Source organism: Cobetia sp. BMC6 (assembly GCF_029991385.1).
GTDB lineage: Bacteria > Pseudomonadota > Gammaproteobacteria > Pseudomonadales > Halomonadaceae > Cobetia.
On the sequence record NZ_JAKUMF010000006.1, the window covers coordinates 145,666 to 167,841 of the forward strand.

The 22,176-nt window shown below is 63.2% G+C and carries 19 protein-coding genes and 3 tRNA genes; 11 read left to right on the forward strand and 11 right to left on the reverse strand.

Annotation, left to right across the window (positions count from 1 at the left end):
* Window positions 1-66 precede the first annotated feature (66 nt).
* From alaS to MKZ40_RS12590, 6 genes are all read left to right on the forward strand, one after another.
* Window positions 67-2,670, forward strand: a complete 2,604-nt coding sequence (alaS, locus tag MKZ40_RS12565) for an alanine--tRNA ligase (RefSeq protein ID WP_175089628.1) — start codon at window positions 67-69, stop codon at window positions 2,668-2,670.
* A 109-nt stretch (window positions 2,671-2,779) separates the two neighbouring features.
* Complete coding sequence (locus MKZ40_RS12570) at window positions 2,780-4,027, forward strand: aspartate kinase (RefSeq protein WP_175089627.1); 1,248 nt, start codon at window positions 2,780-2,782, stop codon at window positions 4,025-4,027.
* A 358-nt stretch (window positions 4,028-4,385) separates the two neighbouring features.
* Window positions 4,386-4,577 carry a carbon storage regulator CsrA gene (csrA, locus tag MKZ40_RS12575; protein ID WP_043332937.1) on the forward strand — a complete coding sequence of 64 codons (192 nt, stop codon included), beginning with the start codon at window positions 4,386-4,388 and terminating at the stop codon, window positions 4,575-4,577.
* A 464-nt stretch (window positions 4,578-5,041) separates the two neighbouring features.
* Window positions 5,042-5,134: transfer RNA gene (locus tag MKZ40_RS12580), tRNA-Ser, on the forward strand.
* Window positions 5,135-5,156: 22 nt separating this feature from the next.
* A tRNA-Arg gene (locus MKZ40_RS12585) sits at window positions 5,157-5,233 on the forward strand.
* Window positions 5,234-5,330: 97 nt separating this feature from the next.
* A tRNA-Arg gene (locus MKZ40_RS12590) sits at window positions 5,331-5,407 on the forward strand.
* Window positions 5,408-5,744: 337 nt separating this feature from the next.
* Here the strand turns inward: MKZ40_RS12590 and MKZ40_RS12595 are convergent.
* A complete protein-coding gene (locus MKZ40_RS12595) occupies window positions 5,745-6,821 on the reverse strand; it encodes a tRNA-dihydrouridine synthase family protein (protein ID WP_175089718.1) in 1,077 nt (358 codons plus the stop codon).
* Window positions 6,822-7,077: 256 nt separating this feature from the next.
* Between MKZ40_RS12595 and MKZ40_RS12600 the strand changes: the two genes are divergently transcribed.
* The 3 genes from MKZ40_RS12600 (at window position 7,078) to MKZ40_RS12610 (ending at window position 10,757) form a co-directional block, all read left to right on the forward strand.
* Entirely contained in the window at window positions 7,078-7,344 is a 267-nt protein-coding gene (locus tag MKZ40_RS12600) for an OadG family transporter subunit (RefSeq protein WP_175089626.1), read from the forward strand.
* A 205-nt stretch (window positions 7,345-7,549) separates the two neighbouring features.
* Window positions 7,550-9,367 carry a sodium-extruding oxaloacetate decarboxylase subunit alpha gene (gene oadA, locus MKZ40_RS12605; protein ID WP_175089625.1) on the forward strand — a complete coding sequence of 606 codons (1,818 nt, stop codon included), beginning with the start codon at window positions 7,550-7,552 and terminating at the stop codon, window positions 9,365-9,367.
* 70 nt (window positions 9,368-9,437) lie between these two features.
* The gene (locus tag MKZ40_RS12610; protein WP_131432760.1) at window positions 9,438-10,757 is read left to right on the forward strand and encodes a sodium ion-translocating decarboxylase subunit beta; all 1,320 of its coding nucleotides are present in this window, start codon (window positions 9,438-9,440) and stop codon (window positions 10,755-10,757) included.
* Between the two features lie 85 nt (window positions 10,758-10,842).
* Here MKZ40_RS12610 and MKZ40_RS12615 read toward each other — a convergent pair whose 3' ends face one another.
* The 6 genes from MKZ40_RS12615 to MKZ40_RS12640 form a co-directional block, all read right to left on the reverse strand.
* On the reverse strand, window positions 10,843-11,958 hold the full coding sequence (locus MKZ40_RS12615; RefSeq protein ID WP_175089624.1) for a metal-dependent hydrolase: 1,116 nt from the start codon (window positions 11,956-11,958) through the stop codon (window positions 10,843-10,845).
* Between the two features lie 50 nt (window positions 11,959-12,008).
* Window positions 12,009-12,593 (reverse strand): DNA-3-methyladenine glycosylase I, encoded by a 585-nt coding sequence (locus MKZ40_RS12620; RefSeq protein ID WP_175089623.1) that lies wholly within the window; start codon window positions 12,591-12,593, stop codon window positions 12,009-12,011.
* Entirely contained in the window at window positions 12,593-12,997 is a 405-nt protein-coding gene (locus tag MKZ40_RS12625; protein ID WP_282627915.1) for a DoxX family protein, read from the reverse strand. Before MKZ40_RS12625 ends, MKZ40_RS12620 begins: the two co-directional genes overlap by 1 nt.
* A gap of 66 nt (window positions 12,998-13,063) precedes the next feature.
* Window positions 13,064-13,507 (reverse strand): GNAT family N-acetyltransferase, encoded by a 444-nt coding sequence (locus tag MKZ40_RS12630; protein ID WP_175089622.1) that lies wholly within the window; start codon window positions 13,505-13,507, stop codon window positions 13,064-13,066.
* Window positions 13,508-13,551: 44 nt separating this feature from the next.
* Complete coding sequence (locus MKZ40_RS12635; protein WP_175089621.1) at window positions 13,552-14,157, reverse strand: glutathione S-transferase family protein; 606 nt, start codon at window positions 14,155-14,157, stop codon at window positions 13,552-13,554.
* Window positions 14,158-14,290: 133 nt separating this feature from the next.
* A complete protein-coding gene (locus tag MKZ40_RS12640; protein ID WP_043332923.1) occupies window positions 14,291-14,893 on the reverse strand; it encodes a LysE family translocator in 603 nt (200 codons plus the stop codon).
* Between the two features lie 157 nt (window positions 14,894-15,050).
* Between MKZ40_RS12640 and MKZ40_RS12645 the strand changes: the two genes are divergently transcribed.
* The gene (locus MKZ40_RS12645; protein WP_175089620.1) at window positions 15,051-16,502 is read left to right on the forward strand and encodes a PLP-dependent aminotransferase family protein; all 1,452 of its coding nucleotides are present in this window, start codon (window positions 15,051-15,053) and stop codon (window positions 16,500-16,502) included.
* A gap of 13 nt (window positions 16,503-16,515) precedes the next feature.
* Here the strand turns inward: MKZ40_RS12645 and MKZ40_RS12650 are convergent, their stop codons facing one another.
* From MKZ40_RS12650 to MKZ40_RS12665, 4 genes are all read right to left on the reverse strand, one after another.
* Window positions 16,516-17,811 carry a methylated-DNA--[protein]-cysteine S-methyltransferase gene (locus tag MKZ40_RS12650; protein ID WP_175089619.1) on the reverse strand — a complete coding sequence of 432 codons (1,296 nt, stop codon included), beginning with the start codon at window positions 17,809-17,811 and terminating at the stop codon, window positions 16,516-16,518.
* A gap of 150 nt (window positions 17,812-17,961) precedes the next feature.
* Window positions 17,962-18,486, reverse strand: a complete 525-nt coding sequence (locus MKZ40_RS12655) for an acyl-CoA thioesterase (protein ID WP_043332919.1) — start codon at window positions 18,484-18,486, stop codon at window positions 17,962-17,964.
* A 272-nt stretch (window positions 18,487-18,758) separates the two neighbouring features.
* A complete protein-coding gene (locus MKZ40_RS12660; protein ID WP_175089618.1) occupies window positions 18,759-20,069 on the reverse strand; it encodes a short-chain fatty acid transporter in 1,311 nt (436 codons plus the stop codon).
* A gap of 189 nt (window positions 20,070-20,258) precedes the next feature.
* Window positions 20,259-21,593 carry an MATE family efflux transporter gene (locus tag MKZ40_RS12665; RefSeq protein ID WP_254627085.1) on the reverse strand — a complete coding sequence of 445 codons (1,335 nt, stop codon included), beginning with the start codon at window positions 21,591-21,593 and terminating at the stop codon, window positions 20,259-20,261.
* A gap of 285 nt (window positions 21,594-21,878) precedes the next feature.
* On the opposite strand from MKZ40_RS12665, the gene MKZ40_RS12670 reads away from it, so the two are divergent.
* Window positions 21,879-22,160 carry a hypothetical protein gene (locus MKZ40_RS12670; protein ID WP_254627084.1) on the forward strand — a complete coding sequence of 94 codons (282 nt, stop codon included), beginning with the start codon at window positions 21,879-21,881 and terminating at the stop codon, window positions 22,158-22,160.
* The last annotated feature ends 16 nt before the right edge of the window (window positions 22,161-22,176 follow it).

Below are 22,176 nucleotides of genomic sequence, written 5' to 3' on the forward strand. Positions count from 1 at the left end.
GAAACCATGCGGAAGTCATGCAGAAGACCCCCGGAGCGTCTTTACGCACATCGCTACGGAACCTCTATGAAAAGCGCAGAAATCAGAAACGCCTTCCTGACCTATTTCGAGAAGCAGGGCCATACCATCGTTCCCACCAGCTCTCTGGTGCCGAACAACGACCCGACCCTGCTGTTCACCAACGCCGGCATGGTGCCCTTCAAGGATGTCTTCCTGGGTCGTGACCCGCGTGGCTACAGCCGTGCGACCTCCGCGCAGCGCTGCGTGCGCGCCGGTGGCAAGCACAATGACCTGGACAACGTCGGTTATACCGCCCGTCACCACACCTTCTTCGAGATGCTGGGCAACTTCAGCTTCGGCGACTACTTCAAGCGTGAAGCCATCCAGTTCGCCTGGAAGTTTCTGACCGAAGAACTCGGCCTGCCGAAGGAGAAGCTTTGGGTCACCGTGCACGTCAGCGATGACGAAGCCCGTGATATCTGGTTCAACGAGGTCGGCATCGATCAGAACCGCTTCTCGCGTCTCGACGAGGACAACTTCTGGCAGATGGGCGACACCGGCCCGTGTGGCCCGTCCTCCGAGATCTTCTATGACCATGGCGAAGACGTCGCCGGTGGCCCGCCGGGCAGCCCGGACGAAGATGGCGATCGCTACATCGAGATCTGGAACCTGGTCTTCATGCAGTTCGACCGTGACGCCGAGGGTACGCTGCACCCGCTGCCCAAGCCGTCCATCGATACCGGCATGGGCCTGGAGCGTGTCGCGGCCGTGATGCAGGGCGTGCACTCCAACTACGAGATCGACCTGTTCCAGAATCTGCTGGCCGCCGCGGCCGAGATCATCGGTCACGACAACATCGCCACGCCGTCACTGCGTGTGGTGGCTGACCACATCCGCTCGTGCGCCTTCCTGATCGCCGATGGCGTGCTGCCCTCCAACGAAGGCCGTGGCTACGTGCTGCGTCGCATCATCCGTCGCGCCGTGCGTCATGGTCACAAGCTGGGCGCGCGTGGCAGCTTCTTCTACAAGCTGGTCGCGGCTCTCGACAGCGAGATGGGCGATGCCTATCCGGAACTGCGCGCCGCACGCGAGCAGATCGAACGGGTGCTGCTCAAGGAAGAAGAGCAGTTCGCGCGTACGCTGGAACATGGCATGAAGCTTCTGGAAGAAGCCATCGCTGGCCTCGAGGGCAATACCCTCGACGGCGAGACCATCTTCAAGCTCTACGACACCTACGGCTTCCCGTATGACCTGACCGCCGACATCTGCCGCGAGCGCGAGCTGATCCTCGATGAGGCAGGTTTCCAGGCGGCCCTGGAAGCACAGCGTGATCGCGCCCGTGCCGCCAGCAACTTCGGCGGCGACTACTCCGCCAACCTGGTGCTGGAAGGCGAGACTGTCTTCACCGGTTACGACCAGTTGGAAGGGGAAGCCACCGTCACCTCGCTGTTCGACGCCGAAGGCAATGCCGTCGAGCAACTCGAGGTGGACACCAAGGGCATCGTGGTGCTCGACACCACCCCGTTCTACGGCGAGTCAGGTGGCCAGGCCGGTGACACCGGCTATCTGCATCTGGACGGCGGCCGCTTTCAGGTCAGCGATACCCAGAAGCAGACCGGCCATCACCTGCACCACGGTGTGCTGATCGAAGGCGCTCTCAAGGTCGGTGACAAGGTGCGTCCGCAGGTCGATGCCGAGCTGCGTGCGGCTTCCGTGCGCAACCACTCCGCTACGCACCTGCTGCACGAAGCGCTGCGTCTGGTGCTGGGCGAGCACGTTCAGCAGAAGGGCTCGCTGGTCACGGCCGAGCGTCTGCGCTTCGACTTCAGCCACTTTGAAGCGATGACGGCCGAGCAGCTGTCCGAGGTCGAGCGCATCGTCAACGCGCAGATCCTCGCCAACGCCGAGACCACCATCGAGTTCATGAGCCTCGATGAGGCCAAGGCGCGCGGCGCAGCGGCACTCTTCGATGCCAAGTATGGTGAGGAGGTCCGCGTGCTGACCATCGGTCAGGACGCCTTCTCCATCGAGCTGTGCGGCGGGACTCACGTCAAGCGCAGCGGCGACATCGGCCAGATGCACATTCTCGCCGAAACCGGTATCGCGTCCGGCGTGCGTCGTATCGAGGCCATCACCGGTCGCGCCGCGCGTGACTTCCTGCTTGCGCAGGAAGCGACCCTGACTCGCCTCGGTGAGCGTCTCAAGGCCAAGCCGGAACAGGTCGAGGAGCGCGTTGGCAGCCTGCTGGAGCGCAACCGCGGCCTCGAGAAGGAGCTTGAGCGCCTCAAGGCCAAGCTGGCATCTGCCTCGGCCAGCGACATGCTCAGCGACATCGCGAATGTCCAGGGCATCAAGGTGCTGGCCAAACAGGTCGAAGGCGTTTCCGGCAAGGAGCTGCGCGGCCTGATGGATGACCTCAAGTCCAAGCTCGGTTCCGGCATCCTGGTGCTCGGCGTCGCGGACGGTGACAAGGTCAGCCTGATCGCCGGTGTCACCGACGACCTGACCTCGCGCGTCAAGGCGGGTGACCTGGTACGCCACGTGGCCGAGCAGGTCGGCGGCAAGGGTGGCGGTCGTGCTGACATGGCCCAGGCCGGTGGCAGTGATGCCGCCTCGCTTCCGGGCGCACTGGCCGGTGTGCCATCATGGGTAGACGCCCAGCTGGGCTGACAGTACAAGATGAAGGCCGGGCTCCTCCTGGGGAGACCCGGCCTCTTTTTGGGCTCACATGAGCTTCATGTGGGGACAACGCAAACGGACACGGATAACGGAAACGCACATGGCGCTATACGTTCAGAAGTTCGGAGGCACTTCGGTCGGCTCGGTGGAGCGGATCAAGGCCGTCGCCGAGAAGGTCAAGCGATTCCGCGATGAAGGCCATCAGATTGTCGTGGTCGTCTCTGCCATGAGTGGCGAGACCAATCGACTGATCGGTCTCGCCAGCGAGATCAATGATGACCCGACACCGCGCGAGATGGACATGCTGGTCTCCACTGGCGAGCAGGTCACCATTTCCCTGCTGGCCATGGCGCTGCAGAAGATCGGCGTCGATGCGACCTCATACACGGGGGCGCAGGTGGGAATCCGCACCGATAGCGCGCACACCAAGGCGCGTATCCAGCGCATCGATACCGATGACCTGCGTGAAGACCTCGACGATGGCAAGGTGGTCGTGGTGGCAGGCTTCCAGGGTGTCGATGAGGAGGGCAACATCACGACGCTGGGTCGTGGTGGCTCTGATACCACCGGTGTTGCCCTGGCTGCCGCACTGAAGGCGGATGAGTGCCAGATCTACACCGATGTCGATGGTGTCTATACCACTGACCCGCGCGTGTGCTCCAAGGCACGTCGTCTGGAAACGGTGACCGTCGAGGAAATGCTGGAAATGGCGAGCCTGGGCTCCAAGATCCTGCAGATCCGTTCGGTGGAATTCGCCGGCAAGTACAATGTTCCCCTGCGTGTGCTGTCTTCCTTCGAGGATGGCCCGGGTACCCTGATCGTCGCTGAGGAAGAAGACAACATGGAAGAACCGCTGATCTCCGGCATCGCCTTCAATGTCAACGAAGCCAAGCTGACTCTGCTCAACACGCCGGATATCCCGGGTGTCGCTTCCAAGATTCTGGGCCCGATCGCCGATTCCAACATCGAAATCGACATGATCGTCCAGAACGTCTCTCCGGACGGCAATACCACTGACTTCTCCTTCACCGTCGCCAAGACCGACTTCAAGGCGACCCAGCGCATCCTGACCGAGACGGTGATTCCGTCCGTCGGTGGTGGTGAGATGCGCGGTGATGACAACATCGCCAAGGTCTCGCTGGTCGGTGTCGGCATGCGTTCTCACGCCGGTGTCGCCTCCAAGATGTTCCGCGTACTGGCGGAAGAAGGCATCAATATCCGCATGGTCTCCACTTCAGAGATCAAGATTTCCGTCCTGATCGACGAGAAATTCATGGAGCTGGCGGTTCGCTCTCTGCACACCGCCTTCGGCCTGGATGCAGAAGCGATCAGCGACGAGACTGCCTGAGTCTCACCACGGAGCGTGCAGCAAGGAAGTCGTAAAGACACCGACAATCAATGACTTGCCCAAGTCGTTAAGCGTCGGTGCCCAGGCTGGGGATATTGGTCTGGAAGACGTGCGGCACGTGAAGTCGATAGCGCCCGATGTATTTTCTGTCATTCTTCTGAATGTCAGTCTGTGCATCGGGCGCTTTCATTCAACGTGCCTATCGGGTGTGATGAAGGTATGGCATTGGCCGTCGGAGCATGCATAGCGCATAATTCGAGCTTCATGCATCAGGGTGGTCGACTTGTCCCGGTCGATCGCCGCCTCCACATCCCGTTGAAGTCCCAGCTGTTTTGAATTTCTGACAAGGAGATCAGTCATGCTCATCCTGACCCGTAGAGTGGGTGAAACTCTGATGATCGGAGACGACATCACTGTCACCGTTCTCGGAGTGAAAGGTAATCAGGTGCGTATCGGTGTGAACGCGCCCAAGGACGTTGCCGTCCATCGAGAAGAGATCTATCAGCGCATCCAGCGTGAGAAAGAAGACAATGGCGATGCCATCGCCTGACGGCATGCTGCGCCTGCACGTCGCACGACCCTGCACGACCCGACGAACGCCAGCCATTGTCCCCATGGCTGGCGTTCGCGTATGTGGGCCTGGCGCAGGCGAGGGCGGCCCGCCTAGCTCATGAACAACGGCGTACTTACCTCCATGAGCAGCGGCTCATGCGGGGTGATGAGAGGACGGCTTGTTCAAGTCTGTGTTCCGTAAGGGAAAAATTTGGCTTTTTTCTCAATAAAGGGGGAGACAAGCCGATTCTGGTTCGGTAATATGCCCGCTCCCTCGAACGAGACGCGACGACAGGCTAGCCATCGTCATGTTCTGGTTCATGCGGGGAGATTGCTTGGGGGCGCGCAGCCTCGAGCCTGTCGTCGAGTGGTGATGAGATGTTCAGCATCGAAGCCAAAAAATCGACACAGGGGCTGGACAAAGCCCAATCAAATGAGTAAGATATGCGCCGTACCTGATGAGGAGAGGTGGCCGAGTGGCTGAAGGCGCTCCCCTGCTAAGGGAGTATAGGGTTTATAGCCCTATCGAGGGTTCGAATCCCTCTCTCTCCGCCATTAAGTACAAATGCAGTAAGATGCGCCCTTAGCTCAGCTGGATAGAGTACCTGACTACGAATCAGGCGGTCGGAGGTTCGAATCCTCCAGGGCGCGCCACTGCAACGCAAGACATGAAGTTGGAAAGACGCAGTACTCGCACGATAAAGTCCTGAAGTCATTTTGAAATGCTCAGGCCACAGATTTCAAGGTTTATGCGCCCTTAGCTCAGCTGGATAGAGTACCTGACTACGAATCAGGCGGTCGGAGGTTCGAATCCTCCAGGGCGCGCCAATTGAAAAACCCGCTTCAACGAAGCGGGTTTTTCTTCGTCTGAAGAAAAGTCAGGCAATGAAAGACGCCAGGCTTTGAGGCCAGGTTCTCAAGCAAGGTTATGAGGCAGGATCAGTGCCGAGTGATCGCCGCCTGCACACCCCGATCCCCGCATTGCCGACGATCTTGTTGTTCTACCACTTTCCTTGACTGTGATGTCACGCCTTCGGGCGGACGATCGCCAGGGCGCCCTTTTCGCGAGGGGCGCCCTTTTTTTGGTTCACTGATCGGGGCAGCAGCCGGATCGGGTGTTGGCCGGTGCTGATGTTCAGGTTCAGGTTCAGGTTTCAGTTCAGGCTCAGACTGGGGCGTTCACGGCTTCCATTTGCGATGCCTGGGGCGATTCCGATGCCTGAGGAGATTCCGGTGCCTGAGCCGGTTCCGGCATGCGAGTCACTGAGGTGAGAAGACTCGGCGCCAGCTCCAGCGCAGTGCCGGCCACCAGGCCGGTGAAGAACTCGGCGCGCCCCTTGTGACGCTTGATGGCTTGGAAACGGCTTTCGGCTTCTGCGTTGCCGCTCTGACGCATCATGTTCATCCACTGCTTGAGCAGCGGCACCATCACCTTGTCGGGAAGGTGAGCGCAGCGCTCAGCATGAGAGAGCAGCACCTGCGCACGCTGTGTCCAGTCCGTCTCGGGCAGCAGCTCGCCGGTCGCCTGCCAATGCTTGATGCGTGCCGCCAGGAAGGGGTCGGCCAGGGCGGCCCGACCCAGCATGACATCGCGACAGCCGGACAGGGAGCGCGCCCGCCAGTAGCAGTGCATATCCCAGATATCGCCATTGGCGACCACCGGAATGGAGAGCTCGGAGGTGATCTTGCCGATCCATTCCCAGTGCGCCGGTGGGCGATAGCCTTCCTGTTTGGTGCGGCCATGCACCACCAGCTGAGTCGCACCGCCTGCCTCTGCCGCCTGAGCGCAGGCCAGTGCCAGGCGCCGATCATTGAAGCCGAGACGAATCTTGGCGGTGACCGGTACGCCCGTGCCCTCGAGTGCCTTGCGCACGCCTTCCACCGCGCGGAAGACGCGTTCCGGCGAGCGCAGCAGCGCCGCGCCACCATCATGTCGATTGACGGTCTTGGCCGGGCAGCCGAAATTGATATCGACGCTTGGGGCGCCCAGGCGCGCCGCGACGCGCGCATTGATGCCCAGTGCCTCGGGATCGGCCCCCAGCAGCTGCAGGGCGACCGGGGTCGCGTGTCGTGTACGGGCTGTCTGTGTCGGGGAGGCGTCGAGCAGCTCGGGACAGATGCGCTTGAAGACGCGCGGCGGTAACTTGACGTGGGTCACGCGCACGAATTCCGTCACGCACCAGTCGTAGCCGCCAAGGCCAGTGAGACATTCGCGGGTGATGTCATCTATCACGCCTTCCATCGGCGCGATGCCGATGCGGCCGGCCCGCGCGAGGGCCTGTGGGGTCAACGATGGTGTCATTGCAATTGCCGTGGAATCAGGCACTTTAGAGCGACCAACAAGCATTGAATGCAGCTGCATGGGCATACCGACAGAGGCTATCGGCGGCGGAGCCTATCCGTCGTGCCGTGTCCGGCGTGACCGAAGGCATTGGCGTTCAGCGCAGGCGCTGCGCCGTAGTGCGGCTCGATAACGAGAAAGACTCGAGGACACTGGCATGCAAGAGAATGATCTGCTCGGTGAAGGCTTGAACCTGATGGTGTTCGGGATGGGGTTCGTGTTCGTGTTTCTAAGTCTGCTGGTGGTCGCCATGATGGCGATGGCCAGGCTGGTGGATCGCTTTGCGCCTGCACCAGTGCCCGCTGCGCCAGGTGCTGCGCGGGCGCCGGCTGCCCCGGCCCCTGCGGCAGAGGACGACAGAGAACTGACGGTCGTCATGGCCGCGGCGATTCACCGCTTCCGGCAGGACCAGAGCAGGCACTGACGCTTTCGCGGCTTCGCCGATAGCATCTGGGCTCTGCCGAGCGTCTGACCACTGCCAAGAGTAGCAGGCGGCGATTCTATCACGAGCAGTACGGTGGGTAGACCTCCCCCCGAGTGCAATATTCCGTGTTGCAGGCTGATGCAACAGGCTGCCTGCAGCGCGCGCAGAACTCGATATCCACAATATAAAGAACAAGGGATCACTCATGGACAAGCAACCGCTGGGCATCACGGATGTGGTACTGCGCGACGCGCATCAGTCACTGCTGGCCACGCGCATGCGTCTCGATGACATGCTGCCGATCGCCGCCAAGCTGGACGATATCGGCTTCTGGTCGCTGGAGAGCTGGGGTGGCGCGACCTTCGACGCCTGCATTCGCTACCTGGGCGAAGACCCCTGGTCACGCATTCGTGCCCTCAAGGAAGCGATGCCCAAGACCCAGCAGCAGATGCTGCTGCGCGCCCAGAACCTGCTCGGCTATCGTCATTACGCCGATGATGTGGTGGATACCTTCGTCAAGCGTGCCGCGACCAGCGGTGTCGATGTCTTCCGTGTCTTCGATGCCATGAATGATCCGCGCAACCTCGAGCGTCCGCTCAAGGCGGTGCTGGATCAGGGCAAGCATGCCCAGGGCACCATCTCCTACACCGTGAGCCCGGTGCACACCCTGGAGATGTGGGTCGAACTGGCACAGAAGATCGAGTCCATGGGCGCCCAGTCACTGGCGATCAAGGACATGGCGGGCCTGCTGACGCCGTACACCGCCTTTGAGCTGGTCTCGCGCCTCAAGGCGAGCCTGTCGATCCCGATCCACATGCAGTGCCACGCCACCACCGGGCTTTCCACCGCCACGGCCCTCAAGGCCATCGAGGCAGGCATCGACAACGTCGATACCTCCATCTCCTCCATGTCGATGACCTACGGCCACAGCCCGACGGAATCCGTTGTCGCGATGCTGGCGGGGACCGAGCGCGATACCGGACTCGATCTCGAGAAGCTCGAGGATATCGCCGGCTATTTCCGCGAAGTGCGCAAGAAATACGCGGCCTTCGAAGGCAGCCTGCGCGGTATCGACTCGCGCATCCTGGTCGCGCAGGTGCCGGGCGGCATGCTCACCAACATGGAAAGCCAGCTCAAGGAGCAGGGCGCCGGTGACAAGCTGGATGACGTACTCGCCGAGATTCCGCGGGTGCGCAAGGACCTGGGCTATATCCCGCTGGTGACGCCGACCTCACAGATCGTCGGCACCCAGTCGGTGATGAACGTGATGATGGGCGAGCGTTACAAGTCGATCTCCAAGGAAGTCCAGGCGCTGCTCAAGGGCGAATATGGCGCGGCACCGGCGCCCTTCGACAGTGAGCTTCAGTCCCGCGTGCTGGAAGGCGCCGAGCCGATCACCTGCCGCCCGGCAGACAACCTGGCGCCGGAGATGGAGCAGCTGCGTGAGGAGCTCAAGGGCAAGGCCAGCGAAGAAGGCATTACGCTGGAAGGTGGCGAGCGCGAGACCGATGACGTGCTGACCTACGCGCTGTTCCCGCAGATCGGCCTCAAGTTCCTGCGCAACCGTGGCAACCCGGATGCCTTCGAGCCTGCCCCGCAGGCTGTCGATGACAAGGCGCCCAAGGCTGCAAGCGCGCCGGCCGCCAGTGCTCAAGCCGCGTCGAGCGGCCCGCAGACCTACACCCTGAACGTCAACGGCAAGCAGTATGTGGTCGAGGTCGCCGAAGGCGGAGACATCACCCAGGTGCAGGCCAGCACGCCAACGGCACCTGCTCCGGCAGCCACGGCGGCACCTGCCGCACAGGCCGCCTCCGGTGAGCCGGTGAGTGCGCCGCTGGCGGGCAACATCTTCAAGGTCAATGTCAGTGCCGGTGACAGCGTGGCCGAAGGGGATGTGGTCATCATCCTCGAGGCGATGAAGATGGAGACCGAGATCCGTGCCCACCAGGCCGGCACCGTCTCCGCAGTGAAGGTCAAGGAAGGCGACAGTGTCAGTGTCGGCGACGTTCTGATCACCCTCTGAGCCGGTATGTCCGGCCCATCGTCATGCACGGTGGGCCGGTCGGTGATGCTCCTCTGCAAGGCGACACGACATGGACAAGATACTCAACCTCTGGCACGGCTCGGGGCTCTACAACATGAGCTTCGGCCAGCTGGCGATGATCGTCATCGGCCTTGGCCTGCTTTATCTGGCGATCCGCAAGAACTTCGAACCCCTGCTGCTGGTGCCGATCGGTTTCGGCGGCATTCTGGCCAACATCCCGGAAGCCGGGCTGGCGCTGTCTGCCGCCGAGCAGGCGGCCCATCTCGGCAAGCCGGAGCTGTTGGCTTCGATGGCCAATCTGCTCAACGTCAATATCGCCAGCCTGCCGCTGGATGAGGCGCGCCACGCGGTGGAGCAGGCGCTGCATGGTGAGATCCCGGCCGCGCTCAAGCAACAGGCCAGCAACATGGCGCTGGATGGCGGCTTCTCCAACGGCATGCTCTACAGCTTCTACAGCGTGGCGATCGCCTCCGGCATCGCGCCGCTGGTGATCTTCATGGGCGTGGGCGCGATGACGGACTTCGGCCCGCTGCTGGCCAATCCCAAGACCCTGTTCCTCGGCGCGGCGGCGCAGTTCGGTATCTTCGCGACCCTGCTGGGCGCGGTGGCGATGACCTCGATGGGCCTGATGGACTTCAGCCTGCAGCAGTCGGCGGCCATCGGCATCATCGGCGGTGCGGACGGCCCGACCTCCATCTATGTCGCCAGTCTGCTGGCGCCGGAGCTGCTGGGCGCGATCGCCGTGGCGTCCTACTCCTACATGGCACTGGTGCCGATGATCCAGCCGCCGATCATGCGCGCACTGACCACCGCCAAGGAACGCAGCCTGGTCATGACCCAGCTGCGGCCGGTGTCCAAGACCGAGAAGATCCTCTTCCCGCTGGTGCTGCTGATCATGGTGGCGATGCTGCTGCCGGACGCCGCACCGCTGCTGGGCATGTTCTGTTTCGGTAACTTGATGCGCGAGTGTGGTGTGGTGGAGCGTCTGTCGGATACCGCCCAGAACGCACTGATCAACATCACCACCATCTTCCTGGGGCTGTCGGTGGGCTCCAAGCTGCAGGCCGACAAGTTCCTGGCGGTGGAGACACTGGGCATTCTGGCCCTCGGCGTGGTGGCCTTCGGCATCGGCACGGCCTGCGGGGTACTGATGGCCAAGCTGATGAACAAGGTCTCCAAGACACCGATCAATCCGCTGATCGGGTCGGCCGGTGTCTCGGCGGTGCCGATGGCGGCACGTGTCTCCAACAAGGTCGGGCTCGAGTACAACCCGCATAACTTCCTGCTGATGCATGCCATGGGGCCGAACGTGGCCGGTGTGATCGGCTCGGCGGTTGCCGCGGGGGTGATGATCAAGTACCTCGGCTGATCGTCTTTGCAGCACTGATACGACAACGCCCGCCATGGCTACCATGGCGGGCGTTGTCGTATCTCGGGTCTTCATCAGTGGCGCTTTATCTTGTCTCGGCCGAGAGGCTGGAGGGCGTGGCAGAGACGGTGCGCTGACTCGGTTGCATGCGCGTCTGCGGGTCGTGGATGGCCTGCCAGAGGCTTTGCAGGGCGGTGCGATCGACAGGTCGGCTGGGCAGGCGTTGGCTGTCCTCGAGCTCTTGCCATCCCCCCGGGGCACTCTGACGTGCGAGGGCAAAGCGGAAGGGGTGATAGCCGGGCGAGCCCAGGCGTGTATCGGTCACTGCCAGCAGCGTCTCACCCTCTGGGGTCCGCTCGCGGCTCGCGCGCAGATAGGGCGCCGCGAACCAGCGCAGGCGCTGGCCGTCCTCCAGCTTCGCGACCTCGGCATCCAGCGTCGGATGGCGCGGAAAATCGCGGCGTGCGAGAGACGCCAGCTGCGCGTCGGAGTCGAACACGCTGACCATCCATTCGTGATCTGCCTGCGGCGTGGTCGCGCTGACACGCCACAGCAGGCTGTTGAAGGGAGTCGGCTGCACCATGCGCGGGGCGTCGGCGAAGCCCTGGCTGGCCAGCAGCGGCGCCACGCGATGTTCGACCCAGCTCTTGGCGGCCAGCCCCCAGCCCAGATAGAGGCTCGAGAGCATGAGGCCCGCGGTCAGAAGGCGCCCGGCACGACCACGAATCGCCACCCACAAGCCGGTGATCAGCAATGGCAGGGTGTAGAGCGGGTCGATGATGAAGACGCTGGCCAGACTGATGGGCCGACTGGGCCACGGCCACAGCAGCTGGGTGCCGTAGGTGGTGAAGCTGTCCAGCAGCGGGTGGGTGACCAGGCATAGCACGCAGTAGGCGATCAGCCGACCACGGCCAAGATTCGCCAGACGTGGCAGGCGAGCCAGCAGCCAGCCGAGCACGATGCCCAGAAGCGCCAATATCGGCAGGGAATGGCTGAAGCCACGGTGATGGGTGTAATTGGCGACCGCGTCGCCGTAGTCGATCATCACGTCGAGGTCGGGCAGGGTGCCGAGCGCCGCACCGCCGAGCAGCGCATGGCGGATGGCCGCGCCGCGTTTCGGGCTGGGCAGGCGGCGAATGGCCGGCGTCATGACGGCGCCGCCAACGACGGCCCCTAGGCAGATCTGGGTAAGGGAGTCCATGCGTGGGCTACCTGTGAGGAAGAAGAGAGCGGGAGGCGTGAGAGCAGGCGTCAGTCATCTGAGCGGATCGCCGCCAGGGCGCCCGGCTCGGCCCAGCGCGGGCCGGCATCCAGCACGCGCGCCTGCACCGGGCAGTCATCACGATGACAGCCGGGCAGATAGCCGCAGCTCATCAGCAGCTCGTTGACGATCTCGGGGCCGGTGAAGCGGAAGGTCTTCTTGAACAGCTTGATCCAGGCTGATAGCGGTTGAGGATGGTGGGCATCCAGCCAGCCGCTGAAACTGCCGTGGGAGTCCTTGAGCTGCATCACCACGCCTGCGTTGTGGATCACGGCATTGATCTTGAGCCGGTTGCGAATGATGCCCGCATTGCTGAGCAGGCGCGCGCGATCCTCGTCCCCATAGGCGGCGATGCGCGCGATGTCGTAATCCTCGAAGGCCTCGCGGAAGGCCGGACGCTTCTTGAGCACTGTCAGCCAGGAGAGGCCGGCCTGATTGATCTCGAGCACGAAGCGTTCGAACAGCACCCGATCATCGCTGACCGGAAAGCCGTATTCATGATCATGATATGGGCCATGAATCGGGTGCTTAGGAGCATTCTCGCAATAGGTGCTGGCGGTGACGACGTCGGCCATCAGTCCTCCTGTACCGCGTAGCGGCCGCTGCCGAGAAAGACGATGGCCAGGGCGCTGGCGAGGAAGAAGCCTTGCAGCTCCAGCGCCCAGCCGCCGGAGGGTGATAGGTTCAACAGCTGGCCCATGTGCGCCACGGCAAAGGCGAACAGCATGTTGGCGACCACGATCAGTCCGGCGATGCGCGAGTGCACGCCGAGCACCAGCATGATGGGCGCGATGATCTCGCCGATGTAGACGCCATAGGCCACCACGCCCGGGATGCCAAGATTCTCGAGCTCGCCGGCGATCCAGCTCAGCGTGCCGCCATCACCAAGCAATTTCGAGAGGCCATGAAACAGCAACAGCAGGCCCAGCATCAGGCGCAGTATCAGCTTGCCGAGGTCGTCATTTTCGAGAAATTGCACGGTAGAGCTCCTTGCTCAGCGGTCGTCGGGCTTGCTCAGCGGTCGTCGGGATGGAAGGCGGCTGTCTCAGGCGTTGGGGTTGTCCACCAGAATGCGCGAGAAGCGCACGATCTCGGCATTGCGGTTGGTCCAGCCAAGGCGCTCCCAGAAGCGATGGGCGTCATGGTTGTCGTGCAGGGTATCCAGATGCACCTTGTCGATGCCTTCGCTGGCCAAGGCCGCCAGGCAGCAGTCGACCAGCGTGCTGGCGATGCCCTGGCCACGCATGTCCGGCGCCGTCATCACATGCTGAAGATAGCCGCGCTTGCCGTCATGGCCCGCCATGGCGCAGCCGACCAGGCGCTCATCGAGAAAGGCCAGGTGGCTCATGCCGGGGTTGCGCGCCAGATAGCGGGCGACAGGGGCATGGCGGTCGGCATCGCGGATGACCACTCCCGGGGTCGTCTCCATCATGGCGATGAAGGCAGGGTGGTCTTCCGGTGTCATCGGGCGATAGGTCAAGGTTGGCATCGTGTGTCCTGGCAAACGGCGGTCGTCGGGGATGCCATATCCTATCAGTCCCGCGGGATATCGAAATGTCTCGGCTGCGCCGCGACACGTGCCAGCCACGCCTGAATGGCGGGGTAGTCATCCAGCGCGAAGCCGCCTTCATCGGCAACATGCGTATAAGCATAAAGGGAAATGTCGGCGATCGTGAATCGCTCCCCGACCAGCCAGTCATGCTCGGCGAGATGGTGCTCCATCACGCGCAGGGCGCGCTTGCCGCCCTCCTGCTTGGCGGCGTACTCGGCGCGGCGCTCGTCGGGGAGGCCGAGGTAGCGGTTGATGAAGCGGGCGGTGGCGATGTACGGCTCATGGCTGTACTGCTCGAAGAACTGCCACTGCAGCACCTTGGCGCGCAGGAGGGGGTCACTCGGCAGGTAGTCGCTGCCATCGGCGAGATAATTCAGGATGGCGTTCGACTCTGACAGCGTCTCGCCGCGATGCAGCTCCAGCAGCGGAATCTTGCCATTGACGTTGCGGGTCAGGAATTCCGGCGTGCGGGTGTCGCCGGCCAGAATGTCGACCTCGATGTAGTGATGATGGCGTTCGAGCAGGTGCAGCAGCAGCTCGACCTTGTAGCAGTTGCCGGAGCGGCGATCACCGTAGAGTGTCAGCATGCAGGGAGCGTCCTGTGCGAGCGTGGAATTGGCGTCTCGACAGTCTAACCAACCTCGCCTGCATGAACAGTGATCATTCGAACAGTGTTCGACGCTTCGATGTCATTCGCGTGCTCCAGACGCAGGCTGTGGATCAGCCGAGGATCATCACCACGCAGGAAGCGGTCAGTACGCCCATCACGCGATTGAAGATCTTCCAGGCGCGTTCGGTATTCAGCAGGCGCCCGATGGCGGTCCCGAAGCCCGCCCACAGCGAGATGCACGGCAGCGCGACCAGTTCCGCGAAGCCTGCCAGCAATACGGCGTTGAGCAGTGCCGGGCCTTCCTCGGGCAGAAAGCTCGCCATCAGCGCCATGCCCATCACCCAGGCCTTGGGGTTGGCGAACTGGAACAGGCAGGCCGCGAGAAAGGTCATCGGGCGTGCATCCTGCTGGCTGGCGAAGTCAGGGGGCGGGGCGGTGGCGATCTTCCAGGCCAGGTAGAGCAAGTAGGCACTGCCCAGCACCTTCAGCAGCGTCTGCACGATGGGATAACGCTCGAAGACCAGCCCCAGCCCCAGCGCGATGGCGATGAACAGCACCAGGCAGCCGATCAGGATGCCAAAGATATGCGGCAGGGTGCGCCAGTAACCATAGTTGGCCCCCGAGGCCGTCAACATCACGTTGTTGGGGCCGGGTGTCAGGGTCATCGACAGCATGAAAAGCGTGGCGGGGGCCAGAAAGGCGAGGGATTCCATGGGTGTCCTTCAGCGTGGTGGGCGTTGTCGAGGTAGCATATCTGATTGTATGGATTCAATTTGCAAGTGCCGGCACATTCCCGTGTTTTATGGCTTGTTGGCGGCATGTTTTGAGCATAATCTGATGACAATTACCGTCAACAGGTTTTTTGTCACCATGACAATGTGGATTCCGACCCTGGACCCCGCCATGCCGCGCTACCGTGCGCTGGCGGAGGCCATCCGCCTCGATATCGCCTCAGGCCAGCTCAAGGAAGGCGAGCGACTGCCTCCTCAACGGCGGCTGGCGGATGCGCTGGGCGTGACCATCGGCACGGTGACGCGAGGCTACGCCGAGGCCGAGCGGAGTGGCCTGGTATCGGCGCGTGTCGGGAGCGGCACCTACATCAACGGCGCCACCCGGAGCGCGCATGGATCCTCCAGCAGCTTCGGGCATGCCTTGCGTGTCAGAAAGGCCTATGGATTGGCGTCAGAACAGGAGGGCGTGCTGTCGGCAGCGGCCGGCGTGATCGATCTCACCATGAGCCTGCCACCGCCTCACCCCGCGCGGCAGCAGGGAATGGCGGCGGCGCTGGCCGCGATCAGCCAGTCACCCGAGGCCTTGCTGCGCAGTGTCGAGTATCAGAATGAATTCGGGGACGGCAGCCACCGGCAGTTGCTGGCGAGCTGGATGGGTGAGCTCGGCATGCCGGTCGACCCCGAGGAGCTGATGCTGACCCAGGGCGGCCAGAATGGCATCACGCTGGCATTGTCGGCGCTGCTGGCGCCCGGGGATGCCGTGGTCACCGGCGCGCTGACCTATCCCGGGCTGATCGTCGCCAGCGCCGAACGTGGCCTCAAGCTGTTGCGGGTGCCGCTGGACGAGGACGGCATGGATGTCGAGGCGCTGGCGCGGCTGTGCCGTCAGCAGGCGCCCAGAATGGTCTATGTGATGGCCGAGCAGAACAATCCGGGCGCGGCGCAGTTGTCTCATGCACGGCGCGAGGCCCTCGTCGCCCTCGCGCGCCAGCATGACTTCTGGATTCTGGAAGACGGGGTACAATATCTGCCCGACGAGGAGTGCGGCACGCGGCTCTATCAGATGGCGCCGGAGCGCACCCTGTATGTCTTCAGTACCTCCAAGTTGCTGGCCGGGGGCCTGCGCCTGGGCGTATTGCGGGCGCCGGTGGAGGTGCTGACCCGCATCGGCGCAGTGCTGCGCAGCCACAGCTGGATGGTGGCGCCACTGTTGATGGAGACGGTCTGCGCCTGGTTGACCAGCGGCAACGCGACACAGCTGGTGGAGTGGCAGACGGAGGAGATGCGCGCGCGCCAGAAACTGGCCCGCACGCTGCTGGCGGAGTGGTCGCCGGCGGCGCGGCCGTCCTCGTTTGACCTGTGGCTCGAGCTGCCCGAAGGGCAGCGCAGTCAGGCGATGGTCGCGTCGTTGGCCGAGCGGGGTGTGCACGTCACCAGCGCCGAGCCCTTCTGTGTCGGCAATGAGCCGCCACCGCAGGCCATCCGGCTGTGCCTGAGCGCCGCCGAGAGCCGTGAGGCGCTGACCCACGCGCTGGAAATCTTGCGCGAGCAGCTGCAGGCGCCGCCTGCGCTGCGTCCCATGACGCTCTAGCGCTTCGCCGCTCTCACTCCCGGCGGTCGCCGGACTCCTGCGCCAATCTGGCCTGCTTGAGCGGCACGCCCCAGCGATAGCCGCCGAGCCCGCCATCACCGCGTACCACACGATGACAAGGCGTCAGCAGAGCCAGCGGGTTGGCACCACAGGCATTGGCGACGGCGCGGTTGGCGGTCGGCCGCTCGAGCGCCTCGGCCAGCTGGCGATAGGTCAGGGTATCGCCACTCACGGTAGCGTTGAGCTGCTGCCAGACGCGCAATTGAAAGGCGGTGCCACGAACATCCAGCGGCAGTTCAAGCAGCAGTGCATGGCTGGTCTCCGGTTGCTCACACAGGGCCAACAACCGTGCCCCCAGTGAGGCATGCAGCAGACGACTGGCCGTGTGAGCGCTGCCGTCCTGCTCGTCTGTCTCTGTCTCCATCTGCTGCCAACTGGCCTTGGGTAAGCGTGCTTCCAGCGCCTGCTGACCCGCCTCACGACTGTCGCTGAGCTGAATGACGACCACGCCACGCGCGCTGAGTCCTGCGCTCAGCCAGCAGGACTGTTCCGGTATCCCGAAGCGACACGGCCAATGCAATGCCAGCAGGTCTTCTCCCTGGCCGCCGGAGCGGCGGGCGCTGGGCGTGATGCCGTCCCTGCGTGCATAGGCACGGCTGCTGGAGCGATAGCCGGCGGCGATGATCGCCTCGGTCACGCCATGGCCCTCCTCCAGCAGCGCATGGAACTGCATCTGGCGCAGACCCGCCGAGTACTCGGAAGGTGACAGGCCCAGCAGTGCCGTGAAGCGGCGCTGAAGATGCGAGGCGCTTATCCCGTGCTCCGCCGCCAGGCTTGCGAGTGACGGAGTGGGCTCGCCTGCGGCGACGGCCTGCTCCAGCTGCCGACACACCGCCAGTGGCCAGGGCATGGCGGGGGTTGAGTCAGTATTCGCAGGTGTCGAGCGGGCGGCAGTGGAGGCGCGTGAAAGTGGGGCGTTCGATTCCGGCATCGTCGGTGCTCCAGGCGTGGCCCTGACGGGGTGGCGGTTCTGCTTGTCGGCCTGAGGGCGATCAGGCTTGTCGGGCTGCTCAGGATGACAGCGCCGGCAGGCGCGCATGCCCGCGGCTCGCGCCGCGTGACAATCGGCAAACAGGCGCAGGTTGTCGCGGCGTGGCGCCGGGGATGGGCAGCCGATGCGACAGAAGATGCCAGTGGTGATCACGCCGTAGCGCAGCGCCTCCCCGGCGATCGGCTGGCGCGCCAGCAGACGCTGCCAGATGGCCTCATCGCGCCCTTGAGCGTCGCCAGCGGCAGGTGGTTCCGTCATCCCCGCCGCTGTCTTTTCGCCGGACACTGATGTCATCGTTCATCTCGCTGTGCAAGGTTCACGATCAGTATCGCCATCCGCTCGGGGCTGTGCACTCCGTATCTTGTGCTGACTGTCAGGATTGCGCTCGCAGCGCTTGCCGGGAGTCGCTCAGAACTCGATGGATTCCTGGCGCTTCTCTTCTTCTTCGGCCTGCTTGCGCAGCTTCTTGCGGATGGCGGCCTTGTGGAAGCGCAGCTTCTGTTCCTGGGTTTCCAGGTTGAGTGGCGGCACCGGCACCGGCTGGCCGTTGGAATCGACCGCGACCATGGTCAGATAGCAGCTGTTGGTATGGCGAATCAGGCGACCCTGGATGGATTCGGCGACCACCTTGATGCCGATCTCCATCGAGGAGCGGCCAACATGATTGACCGAGGCCAGGAAGGTGACCAGCTCGCCGACGTGAATCGGCTGCTTGAAGCGCACCTGGTCGACCGAGAGGGTGACGACATAGCTGCCGCTGTAGCGACTGGCGCAGGCGTAGGCGACTTCATCCAGCTTCTTGAGGATGGCGCCACCGTGCACCTTGCCACTGAAGTTGGCCATGTCGGGGGTCATCAGTTCGGTCATGATCAACTGATGCTGGCCGGGCAGAGCTTCGTTGAGGGCGGTCTGTTCTGGCTGGTTCTCGCTCATTGGGGCGTCCTTCAGGCACGGGCCTGTCAGGTGAGTGGGAGCTGTCAGGGGCTCTCAGGTGAAGCAATGGCTCTGGCATGCCGCGCAGAGAGGGATAATGGCTAGTCTGCGGGATTCGTGACGTCTTGGCACCCCGTGAGCGGCATATCAGCTATCTATAAACGACCTTGCCCCCACAGTCGCCTGTGGGGGCAAGGAGCTTGCGGGGTTATCGGTAAGGCTATCTGAATCACTGGCTGAAAAGGCTGGCTGACGCCGCCGTCAGCCAGGTATCAGAGCAGCGTCAGACCCAGCGAGATGATGATGCCGGTCACCAGCAGCTGCACCAGGCAGAAGCCCATGATGTCCTTGGCCTTAAGGCCGGCGATGGCGAGCACCGGCAATGCCCAGAAGGGCTGCAGCATGTTGGTCCAGGCATCGCCCCAGGCGACGGCCATGGCGACGCGTGACAGGTCGGCCCCCAATGCCTGGGCGGCGGGAATCATGACCGGTGCCTGCACGGCCCACTGACCGCCACCGGAGGGCACGAACAGATTGACGACACCGGCACTGATGAAGGACCAGAACGGCAGGCTGTCGGCGGTGGCAATCGACACGAAGCCTTCGGACAGCGTGGCGGCCAGTCCCGACTGCACCATGATCGCCATGATGCCGGCGTAGAAGGGGAACTGGATGACGATGCCTGCGCCACCCTTGATGGCTTCATTCAGGCTGTCCAGCAGCTTGCGCGGCGTGCCATGCAGCACGATGGCCAGGAACAGGAAGCTGAAGTTGATCACGTTCAGGTTCAGCCCGCCGCCACGGACCACGAAGTGATCCACCAGCCAGGCGAGGCCGAACAGGCCGACGACCCAGGCGAGAATCGGCGAGTTCTCGAGACGCTCGGCGGGACGAGGCTGGTCGCTGATCTCGGTGTGCTTCTCCTCGAGCAGGGCCGGGTCCACGTACACGCTTTCCTTCTCGAAGGGCATCATGGCGCGATTGACCAGCGGCATGATGATCAAGAGCGCCGCGACGATGGCGATATTGAAGAAGGCGAAGATGGTGTCCGAGGTGGGCACGATGCCGATGTTTTCCTCGGTGAAGTGGCCCGCGGTGGCGATGGTCAGCGGAATCGAGCCCGAGATGCCCGCATGCCAGATCACGAAACCGGAGTAGGCACTGGCGATCAGCAGGCGGTAATCGACCTTGATCATCCTGGCCAGCTGCTTGGCGAACAGAGCCCCGATCACGAGCCCGAAGCCCCAGTTGATCCAGCTGGCGATCAGCGACACGAAGGTGACCAGCATGATGGCGCTGCCCGGCGTTCTGGCCAGCGAGGCGATGCTGGCCAGGCCTTTTTTCACCGGCGGGGTGTTGGCGAGCATGAAGCCTGAGATCAACACCAGCAGCATCTGCATCGAGAAGGTCAGCAGATTCCAGAAACCATCGCCCCAATAGCGCATCACCTCAGCGGGGGAGCGCTGTTCGATGAGCATGGCGGCTGCTGCTGCAACGACAGTCAGCAACAGGACGAAGATATAGGGGTCAGGCAGGTAGCGCTCAACCAGCTTGACGGCTGGCCGTGATAGCGATTGCAGCATGTGAGAGTCCCTGTTGGCTTTTTGTCAGTATGGGAAACGGGTTGGCACGCTCACATTAGTCCATTCGCTACCAGGAGAATATCGCGCGATGGTCGAGTGGCACACCAATGCCAGCGGCAAGCCAATGCCAGCGACAAGCCTTTCAGCGCTGCATCAACCTGCTGGAGGCTTCAGCCAACGGGCATGGCATCAGCGCCAATGATGGCGGCGATGATGCAGGTAGTAGCCGCCGAGCACGGCAGAACGCACGCTGGTGAACAGCAGGAAGGCCAGCCACAGTCCATGATTGCCGAAGCCTTCGAGCAGCGGCCATAGGCCGATGAAGGCCAGCAGGGATATCACCAGCGTATTGCGCATTTCACGCGTCGCCGTGGCACCGATGAAGATGCCGTCCAGCAGGTAGCTCCACACCGCGACCAGGGGCATGGCGACCATCCAGGGCAGATAGACGGTGGCCAGGGCGCGTACCTCGGGAATGTCGGTCAGCAGGTGGATCAACGCCGGCCCGTAGAGCCAGAGCAGGCCGCTGGCCGCTGTCGCGGTGATCAAGGAGAAGCGGGTTGCCGCCCCCACGCTGCGCGCGAAGCGTTGCCAGTCGTTCTGGCCGACGGCTCGCCCGACCTCTGACTCCGCTGCCTGGGCGAAGCCGTCCAGTGCATGGGACGTCATCATCACGAACTGCAGCAACACCGCATTGGCCGCCAGAACATCATCTCCGAAACTGGCACCCTGTGAGGTGAAATAGGCCGTCGCGCCCAGCAGGCACAGGGTGCGCACGAACAGATGCTGATTGACGCGGATCAGCGCGCCCCAGGCGGGCAGAGACAGCAGCGCTGCGCGATCACTGCGCCCCGGCATGCGCCTGAGCTGGCGGGCGACCAGCCACAGACCCGTGGCCAGCGCACAGTAGTCGGCGATGACGCTGGCCAGCGCCACGCCATCGCTGGTCATGCCAAGGCCGGGCACGAAGGCCAGGTCGAGCAGGATGTTGACGCCATTGGTCAGCACGAGGATGCCAAGCGTGACGCGCGAATTCCCCAGCCCCAGGAACCAGCCCAGAATCACGTAGTTGATCAGCACGGCCGGTGCCGACCACAGCCGGATGCTGGCGTAGTCATGGGCCAGGGCGCGCGTGGTCTCGCTGGCCTCCATCAGCGATAGCCCCAGGGTGATCAGCGGCGAGCCGGCGATGATCAATACCAGTCCGATGGCGAGTGCCAGCCCGATGCCCTGGCCCAGCAGGGTGCGCAGACCATCGTGGTCTTCACGGCCATGGGCCTGTGCCGTCATGCCGGTCGTGCCCATACGCAGAAAGCCGAAGCCCCAATAGAGAAAACTGAAGAGAACCGCGCCCAGCGTGACCGCTCCCAGATACACCGCATCCTCGAGATGCCCGACCACGGCGGTATCCACCAGTCCCAGCAGTGGCACGGAAATGTTGGAAAGGATGATGGGCCAGGCCAGGCGCCACATATGGCGATCGGCTGAAGGCAGTGCGGCGGTCTTCATGGAGGGGGTGGGCATGATGAGTCCGAATGAAGGGGTGAAGGTAACGTCAGCCGGGAGAGGGCGGCGAGCCATGACGTTGATCAGGATAAGGCCTGGCAGGGCTGGGCGTAATGGCGCTGGAGCGCTAATCTAGTTCTGGTGACTTGATGGCAAGGCCTGCCATGCGCCAGCCGAGAGATTCACTGGCGGGAAGATCCATAACAGGGACGCATGGAGCGTCCGGACGCAAGGGAATTGACTATGAAACGCACGATTCTTCAGCGAAGCACGCGATTGCGCACTGGGCTTGCAGCAGCTGGCATGACGCTGATGCTGGCGTCGCCGGTGCAGGCCATCGAGCTGCCCAGCGAGCAGGGTGACGACACGCCCAGCGCAGGCATGATGGTGGCCGATGCCCTTGTCGGGCGTCCACTGTTGCTGGCTACGACCGTCGTTGGTGCTGCCATCTTTGTCGTGTCGGCTCCCTTCGCGGCCATGGGGCAGAATATCGATGAGACGGCGCGCGTACTGGTCGCGACCCCGGCGCAGGCGACCTTCGCTCGCTGCCTGGGCTGCAAGACCACGCGTGTCGATTGGGATTGAAGATGTCCTGATCGCG